An 8,143-nucleotide genomic window follows, 5' to 3' on the forward strand; every position below is an offset into this window, starting at 1 on the left:
TCAATTCGAGAATTGTGAAACCGGGGTGATCAACGAGATCGCCTTCATCGACAAACTGTTCCAGGAGGCTGCATGATAGGCGAGCAAAGCCGACGACAAACACAGCCCTCTGCCGTTAATGCAACGGACTCAACGAGTATGTTTTCCGCATCCGTGAAAGCAGTCTGCCCCCTTGGCTGCCGCGGCTGGAGCGGGAATGGGCGGGTGGCTGTCGGAACGGCGCCGAAATCTGGCGCCGGCTGCGGGCCGATGGTTTCCAGGGCAGCCTCCGTGTCGTCGGGGAATGGGCCACGCGCCAGCGCCGTGCCGAGCGGGCCGCGCCATCGGGCACAGAAAAATCGCCGCCCGCGCGCAAGATTACCCGCCTCCTGACCTTGGGCCGGGATCATCTGTGCAAGGCAGATGCCATCCAAGTCGCAAGGATCGAAGCTTCGTTGCCAGCCCTCGCTGCAGCCCGCAGGCTGACCGACCGGCTTACGGACATGGTACGCAATGCTCGCGAAGACGCGCTGGAAGGATGGCTGAATGAAGCGGAGGACGGGCTGCTCGGAGCCTTCGCTCGTGGGCTACGGCGCGATCAAGCCGCGGTCGCCGCAGCGCTGAGGGAGCCATGGTCAAATGGGCAAACCGAAGGGCAGATTAACCGCCTCAAGACGCTCAAACGCCAGATGTATGGAAGGGCGAACATCGACCTGCTCAAAGCGCGGCTCGTTCAGGCGCCCTGATCTGAGAGAGGCCGAAGTTGCACCAAAATTGATTCAGAGCCAATTTTGGACGCCTATAGGGGGTCAAGGTTCCGTGTCGATTGACAATTTGGGCGCAGTACTCTCGGAAGGTCATCGGATCCCCGGGCGCCCGCACCAGAGCGTACTTCGCTTACAGCTCAGCAATTGACTTTTGTCATTGCGCTGCGATGCCACGCTTCAGGCCTTGGATCGCCTCCAGACCGCGCATCATCTTTGACATAAGAAAACGCGGCCAGCCATGAGCTACACCACGCTATGGGTCAGGATCACTCAAATTGAGAGAATGGGCGCCCTTGGGCGCCCATTGGGTTCTTGACTATGAGAGATTTTGAAGGAACAGGATTCGTCTCTCCTTATGCGGGTATTTGGGTTAAGGGACTCCTAACAGATTATTAAGCGGCCGCAAAATTTTCAATAGTACCTTCAGGCTCGGGCTCAGGCCCCATGGCCAATACATGACGATTGCTGCGCGGACGATTGCTGAGAGGATGAGTTCTGGACATCTGTCGAAACGGGTCGCAATGCGTCGGCAACCCTTGTGCCTGCCAAAACTGATCTCGATGCGATTACGTTGCTGGTAGCGGCTTTGTGTTGTCCATAGTTTGGCTAATCAGGCGCCTACGCCCTCATTTCGTCGCGCCTCCTCTGGTCGTTGCCCGGCGGGTCTTCAATCAGCCGGAGCCGATTCTGAGATATATTTCTTCACCGTGTTTCGTGCTAATCCCACCATCATCTGAGCCCTTGTTTCAATAAAGAATCGTAAATAAATGCAGTCACACTTCCTCCTTTAAAGTTTCTTAGTAATTCATTCTAAAACCTAGGGTGCGGAGCGCATAACTACGTCAAGGCCGAGGTCTGCAACAATGTTATCGAGTGTAGTTTTACAGCGAAGGAGCCCAAGCATTATAGCCGCCCAAGGACGCGTTCAGAGCTGCAGTTTTTCAGTTGGTTCTTTGAGTCGGCGGCGCTCTGACGAAAAACTCTAACACAAGATAACAAACGCAGCCTCTCAAGAAGCCTGCGGTAGAGCGATCAGGCACCTAGAAAATGAAGCGCGTGATCCTCCGGTTTCAGGCTCTAAGCTTTCGGCAATTGGTAGGTTTGGGGTCGAGGAGCAAAAGCACCTTGCGTCTAGATAGTACCCAGAAAAGGGGATAAAATGTATATTTTTTTCGTAAAGAGTGATTTGCCGGCTCAGCGATTGCTCGCGAAGCTCCTTAGCAGCGAGGGCTTTACAGTTGTTGGTGCATCCATGAGACGATCTACCGTGTCCCCGGCTGCGTCACCGCCAGAAGAAAGTTTAGGGGAATACGTTCGCGCCAGAAAACTACGTCTCCGGAAAGTAAGACGGGACATTCTGCGCGACTACTTTTTCAATGACACCGACGTTGGGCCGGAGGATGTCATAGACGTGCATGCGCATATTTTGCGCCAAAAGCTGGTTGAAGCCGCCCTCCGAAGAACAGAGTTTTAAATGACTTTCTCTGGATCGGGCAAATGATGCTGAATTGCAAAGTTTTCCTTGAGAAACGGCATTGATGCTGTAACCGCCCCCCGACGACATCGATGTGCCAAGGTGGGATCGCAACAATCCAATTTGGGAGGCGGTTATGCCGGAGATTATCACGGTCGGACTGGATCTGGCGAAGAATGTGTTCCAAGTCCATGGAGCAGACGGCACCGGGCGTGCAGTGCTTCGCAAGAAGCTGCGACGGGCACAAGTATTGGCGTTCTTCGCTGATCTGCCCTCTTGCTGGTGGCGGTGGAAGTTTGCGATAGCGCGCATTTCTGGGGGCGCGAACTGGCCAAGCTCGGCCATGAGGTTCGTCTGTTTCCACCTGCTTACGTTAAGCCCTTTGTGAAGCGACAAAAGAGCGATGCGGTCGACGCGGAGGCCATTTGCGAAGCGGCGGTGCGTCCGAGCATGCGCTTCGTGCCCGTGAAAAGCGAGGAGACACAAGGCGCGGCCAGCGTTTTCCGCGTCTGTGAACTCCTGATCCGGCAGCGAGCGCACCCAGTCGATCAACGCGCTTCGGGGCCATCTGGGCGAATACGGCCATGTCGTGCCACAGGGGGCGAGGAATGTCCGGCGCCTTGTCGCACTTATCGAAAGTGACGAGGCAAGTCTTCCGGCCACGGCTCGGGCATCGCTCGCGGTGCTGGTCTCGACACTCGTGCAACTCAATGAACAGCTTGACAAGCTCGACGCCGAGATCGTTCGGCGCGCCAGGGAGAACGTGGTCGCCCGCCGCCTCATGGCGATTCCCGGCATCGGCCCCTTGATTGCAACGGAGATCGCCACATTGGCGCCATCGCCGGGACTGTTCCGCAAAGACCGTGATTTTGCGGCTTGGCTCGGGCTCACTCCCCGGCAGCACTCGACCGGTGGGAAGCAGAGACTTGGAGCCACGACGAAAATGGGCGAGCGATCGCTCAGACGTCTGCTTATCATCGGAGCCAACAGTGTGATCATCAAGCGGCACACCCACCCACAAGCGCGACCCGGCACATGGCTCGCCGGGATGCTCGAACGCAAGCCACCGATGCTTGTGCGTGTCGCTCTGGCGAACAAGTTGGCTCGGATCGTCTGGGCATTGATGAAGAACGGAGAGACCTACCGGGCTCCAGCCATGGCGGCGTAAGGCCAGCCAACGGCTGCGAGACGTCGAAGCGGAGGAGGGCTGAGAGCAGTGTGGCGCAACGGTCGTGAGACGGGGTTGGCAAAACCAGTGTGCAACAAGGTGCCTTGGAGCACGCGGCGTTGATTTGGAGCCGTTCCGCGAACATCAGACGGGCCCGCGGCATGATCGGCCGCATCGTGAGGCCGGATACATGTCAGCACCCGACGCCGCGCGAAATTGCTCTACAAACCCTCTTGCGCAACGGGCGGTTAAACATGTTGCAGAACTCTTTCCGCGCGTGGGATTCACGTCTAGAATCCGGTAGGTTAGGAGCCTTGGCATGACGAAGCCCGACCTGCCCGCTGCAGCACGACGAACTGGAAGTCCAACAACGATGCCCTGAAGCGGCGGGTATCGCCTCTGATCTGGCTCGACAGGAACATGGTCTGGCTGGCCCTAGGCCGATAAACCCGGCCGTCCACCCGTCTTCTCAGACGCGGCCATCCAGTTCTCCCTTTTGGTAAGTGTCCTCTTTGGCCTGCTGCTGCCCCAAACGACTGGAATGGTCTCCAGCATCCTCCAGCTGGCGGAACTGGACTGGCCGGTGCCAGATTTCTCCACGTTGAGCCGACGGCAGAAAACAATCACCGTTCATCTGTCGAGCCGACGTGCTCCGGGCCCGTTGAACCTGCTAGTGGACAGCACCGGCATCAAATTCCTCGGCGATGGGGAGTGGCTGGCCAGGAAGCATGGCACGCACCGCCGCCAGTATCGCAAGTTCCACTTGGCAATGGACACAGTGACAGGCGACGGCGCCTTCGACACCCGCCGGTGCCATGCCGCGATCCTCGCGCGCGGTGCCGCAGCGATCATTCCCACGCGGAAGAATGGCCACCTCTGGAAGGTGGACAGTCCCGTTGCCCTGGCCCGCAACGAGATCCTGCGGGCAACCCGGCGCGGAGGCCTGGCAATCTGGAAACGATGGTCGGGCTACCGTGTCCGAAACCGGGTCGAGGCGAAGATGAGGTGCCTCAAAGACTTCGGCGAACGGATCGCCTCCAGGGCTCCTGACCGCCAGACCGCCAAAATCCACATCCGCGGCGCCCTGATGAATCGCTTCAACTCCCTCGGAACCGCCGAGACCGAACGCGTCGCCTGATCTCGCCTGGAGAAAGGGACCTCAAGTCCCATCGATGGGGGCTGCAACAAAGCCCAGGTCCTCCACCGTTTGCAAATTTTCAGCAAATTTACGAACTCTTAAAAATTGTTCTGCATGATTATCAAGCACGCATACCGTGTGGGCGGGAAGAGCGGCCCGTGGCGTTTGATGAGTAAAGCGCGTTATCCTTCGGGCCGCTCACAATATGGAATTAAGTGCCCTTGCCTTCGGTGTGCCGTCTGGTCAAAAAAGGTTGCACTTGTTATGAGATCCAGTCAAGCCAACGGCAGCTCCCTGCGAACCGAGGTTGAAGGCTTTACCTTGGAGAGCATCTCTTTGAGTTTTTCTCCTGTCACCTCACGCAATTTGGCAGTTGGATCTACTGTCGACCGGTTCCTCAGGCAAAAGCAAGTCATCGAAATCTGAGAGCCCGAATTCCCGGCTGTGGCGCCAGGCCTTAGTCCCTGTTGGCATTCAATTGCCTGCAATTTGGTCAAACAATTCTACCCCTGCCGGCTTCCAAGGCAGGCGAAACTTACGTTGCGGAAACAGCGCCCCAGTGTGAAATTATAAGGTGGTAAAAATGAAATACGGCTGGCTCATTAAATTTGAAAGTGGAGGCTACCTGTCCGACAGCAAGAAGGAGGTTACTTACTTCGGCGGCAAGGCATTGTTTTTTGAGTGTTACGCCGACGCCAAAGACTACTTTATGAGGAATGCAACCGCCCTGGAGGAAACTGGTTTGAGGCCCTTGGTTGCACAGTATAGTCCCTCTGCAGGGCAGCGGATAGATGGGCGCTGTGACTTATGAAAATTCTGCTCGTTGAAGATAATACCAACTCTGTTGAAACTCTAACCCGCTTACTAGAACGTGAGAATATGAGTGTGTTTTCGACCGGAAACGGTGAAGATGCTCTCTGTATAGCTCAGTACCCTGACATCGATTTGATATTGCTTGATTTAGGCTTGCCTGACATACACGGGCACGAAGTTATTCGGCGATTGAGGGCCACAGGTAGCAAAACTCCTGTTCTGGTGCTTTCTGGTGAAGACAACCTAGACAGCCGTGTCTATTGCCTCAGGCAAGGGGCTGACGATTTTCTGGCAAAACCCTTCCAGTTTTCCGAATTGCTTGCGCGTATTTTTGCAGTAACCCGGCGGTCAAGGGGATATTTCGAGTCCGAGATCAAGGTGGGAAGGTTAAAGCTTCAGCTTGGGAAGAATTCTGTCGAAGCGGATGGGCGAACTCTGGCTCTGAGCAACAATGAATACAAAGTTTTGGAAACACTGCTCCTGCGAGCAGGAAGGCTTGTAACCAAGGATTCTCTTCTCAGTGTTATGTACAGCACTCCTGAGGTCCCCGATGCAAAGATACTGGACGTCTACGTCTATCGGTTAAGGAAAAAAATTGACAAAGCAACTGAAGGAAAGAGTTGCATCACCACCATAAGGGGGGAAGGATTTATGATCGCGACATGAGCCAATGGGATTGCTCTGTCCCCTGAAACGGCATTTTTGCAGTAATTTTCCACGTGCGGGATTCACGTTGTGAATACAGTGGCGTTGATGCTGTAACCGCCCCCCGACGGCTGAGCTACTCCCCAATGTTTGGACAGGATCTGGCGTAGTTTAAGCTACTTTCTGCTCCTGCTGATTGGTTTGGGGTTCATTTTTTCTCAGCCAATAGACCATGGCGGGAGGCTTGCCGCCAAGGGCGGAATGTGGGCGTTTTCGGTTATAGAACTCGATCCATCTGCCGACACCCGTCTTGGCTTCCGATCCGGTCTCCCAAGCATGCAAGTAGACGCACTCGTATTTCAGGCTCCGCCACAGACGTTCCACGAAGATGTTGTCGAGGAAGGTGAGAACCATGCCTATCAGCTCTACCTGGCCGTCGAGGACGTGGATCACACCAGGACCAAGGCGAACAGCCCGCAGACCAACGGCATCTGCGAGCGCTTCCATCGGACCATCAAGGATGAGTTCCACGACATCGCCTTCCGAAAGAAGCTCTACCGGTCGGTGGAGGAATTGCAGGTGGATCTGGACGCCTGGCTGGCCAAATACAACGAGCAGCGGCCGCATTCGGGACGATACTGCTATGGCAAAACGCCTATGCAGACCTTCCGTGAAACGATACATATTGCCAGGGACAAGACGATCAGAGCTTCCGGGACATCGGACAGCCAGCAACCCATTCTCAGCACAGAAAGCTGAGGTGTCCGTCAGATCAAGTCGCGTGTTCTACACTTTACGGCAACGAAGCGCATTGTCGGACGGAACGACGCTTCGACGATGGCTTCAGCATCGTTGGCGTCGTTTTTCTGTCGTTTGACGAAGGGCTTCACGTAAATTGGTGGGATCAATCGGACTTCGTGGCCGAGTGCTCCCATTATCCGCCCCCAGTGATGTGCAGAGGCGCAGGCCTCCATAGCGACCCGACAGCGAGGATGGCGCTCCATGAACAATTGGAACTGAGCGCGCGAAAGTTTCTTGCGAAACACAACCGAGCCGTCCGCAGCTGCGCCGTGCAACTGGAACACCGACTTAGCCAAATCCACCCCGATCACCGGTACATTCTCCATGGATACCACTCCTACCTATTGGACCAACCTCAACAGCCTGCCACGAAGCAGGCCGTTGGGGGTGGGGCATCCACACCATCAGTGTCCAAATTTCAGGGGTTAGCTCAGTCTTTGTGCTGCCGATATCTCGTTCGATTTAGTCAGCCAGGTCATCCGGAAACTCTGTGGCAAATGCCACTCGCCGCACACCTTCCACCAAGATTGAAACAACCTTCCTTGCGCTTATCAAATTATTGCAACTTGCCCCTTCAGCGCACTGGAGGGTCTCTGACAATTCACGCACCTGCCCTACGGTCAAATAGTATCTTTTGGGCGCCAGCGTTTCTCCCCTATTCTATTTGACCCGCTCAACGGCACAGGTGGACGTGAGCGGCCTATTAGGCTGCAAGCACTTTGGCTAAACCTGAAAGTTGGACGCGTTGCTCTTCGGGAATGCTGTAAAATGTTCTGACGAGATCCACCGCTTCCTTTGCTTGCAGAATTTCTGCAGAGAGGTGCTGCTCCCAGGACGCGCCCTTAGTCTCACCCAAGCCCTCAAAGAAATGTGTTACATCCATTTCAAGGGCTTCCGCGATCTCCCAAAGGCGAGAAGCGCTGACTCTGTTCGCACCCGTCTCGTACTTTTGGATCTGCTGAAACTTGACACCAACTTCAGATGCCAGGTCCTGTTGGGTTTTCCCGACTAACCAGCGGCGATGACGAATTCTTTTGCCAACATGAACATCGACTGGATGCGGCATGAAACGCTCCCTCTTTTTGTAACTTTCGGCGCTCCTACACTATTTAGGGTTGCGCTGCAAATGATGGTTTCGCCGGTGCGCAAGATCCTGTTTGGCGAGGCGGACAAGCCACTTATGTTCGAGTTATGACCTGAGCCCCAGACCTCGCAATTCCAGATAAACCCTTCCCGATATCCCCGCCATCTTCGCGGAAACGGCGCTTTCCGGCTGCCTGAATGACATGATGTGTTTGCGGCGGCCGCTCTCCCAGGGCGAACGAGGTCCGATAAGATCGGCCTCAGTAAAACCAGCC

At 55.5% G+C, this 8,143-nt stretch carries 4 protein-coding genes and 7 pseudogenes; 7 read left to right on the forward strand and 4 right to left on the reverse strand.

The features are described 5' to 3' along the window. Nucleotides 1-125: 125 nt before the first annotated feature. A pseudogene (locus tag ACFMBG_RS23730) lies at nucleotides 126-725 on the forward strand (ISL3 family transposase); the annotation flags it as partial. 469 nt (nucleotides 726-1,194) lie between these two features. On the opposite strand, the pseudogene ACFMBG_RS23735 reads toward ACFMBG_RS23730, so the two are convergent. Then, nucleotides 1,195-1,329, reverse strand: a pseudogene (locus ACFMBG_RS23735) (IS5/IS1182 family transposase); the annotation flags it as partial. A gap of 576 nt (nucleotides 1,330-1,905) precedes the next feature. Here ACFMBG_RS23735 and ACFMBG_RS23740 point away from each other — a divergent pair. The 5 genes and pseudogenes from ACFMBG_RS23740 to ACFMBG_RS23760 all read left to right on the forward strand — a co-directional run bounded on the left by ACFMBG_RS23740 (nucleotide 1,906) and on the right by ACFMBG_RS23760 (nucleotide 6,005). Further along, a complete protein-coding gene (locus ACFMBG_RS23740) occupies nucleotides 1,906-2,220 on the forward strand; it encodes a hypothetical protein (protein ID WP_421057115.1) in 315 nt (104 codons plus the stop codon). Between the two features lie 136 nt (nucleotides 2,221-2,356). Next, nucleotides 2,357-3,388, forward strand: a pseudogene (locus ACFMBG_RS23745) (IS110 family RNA-guided transposase). 378 nt (nucleotides 3,389-3,766) lie between these two features. Further along, a pseudogene (locus tag ACFMBG_RS23750) lies at nucleotides 3,767-4,526 on the forward strand (transposase). Between the two features lie 583 nt (nucleotides 4,527-5,109). After that, the gene (locus ACFMBG_RS23755) at nucleotides 5,110-5,337 is read left to right on the forward strand and encodes a hypothetical protein (protein ID WP_421057116.1); all 228 of its coding nucleotides are present in this window, start codon (nucleotides 5,110-5,112) and stop codon (nucleotides 5,335-5,337) included. Beyond that, nucleotides 5,334-6,005, forward strand: a complete 672-nt coding sequence (locus ACFMBG_RS23760) for a response regulator transcription factor (protein WP_421057117.1) — start codon at nucleotides 5,334-5,336, stop codon at nucleotides 6,003-6,005. Before ACFMBG_RS23755 ends, ACFMBG_RS23760 begins: the two co-directional genes overlap by 4 nt. Before the next feature lie 150 nt (nucleotides 6,006-6,155). Here the strand turns inward: ACFMBG_RS23760 and ACFMBG_RS23765 are convergent. Beyond that, nucleotides 6,156-6,386, reverse strand: a pseudogene (locus ACFMBG_RS23765) (integrase core domain-containing protein); the annotation flags it as partial. Nucleotides 6,387-6,389: 3 nt separating this feature from the next. On the opposite strand from ACFMBG_RS23765, the pseudogene ACFMBG_RS23770 reads away from it, so the two are divergent. After that, a pseudogene (locus tag ACFMBG_RS23770) lies at nucleotides 6,390-6,743 on the forward strand (integrase core domain-containing protein); the annotation flags it as partial. 11 nt (nucleotides 6,744-6,754) lie between these two features. Here the strand turns inward: ACFMBG_RS23770 and ACFMBG_RS23775 are convergent. Continuing rightward, a pseudogene (locus tag ACFMBG_RS23775) lies at nucleotides 6,755-7,111 on the reverse strand (IS110 family transposase); the annotation flags it as partial. 377 nt (nucleotides 7,112-7,488) lie between these two features. Next, complete coding sequence (locus tag ACFMBG_RS23780) at nucleotides 7,489-7,851, reverse strand: helix-turn-helix domain-containing protein (protein ID WP_421057118.1); 363 nt, start codon at nucleotides 7,849-7,851, stop codon at nucleotides 7,489-7,491. Nucleotides 7,852-8,143: the final 292 nt, after the last annotated feature.

It is taken from the genome of Leisingera coralii (assembly GCF_049056525.1).
Lineage (GTDB): Bacteria > Pseudomonadota > Alphaproteobacteria > Rhodobacterales > Rhodobacteraceae > Leisingera > Leisingera coralii.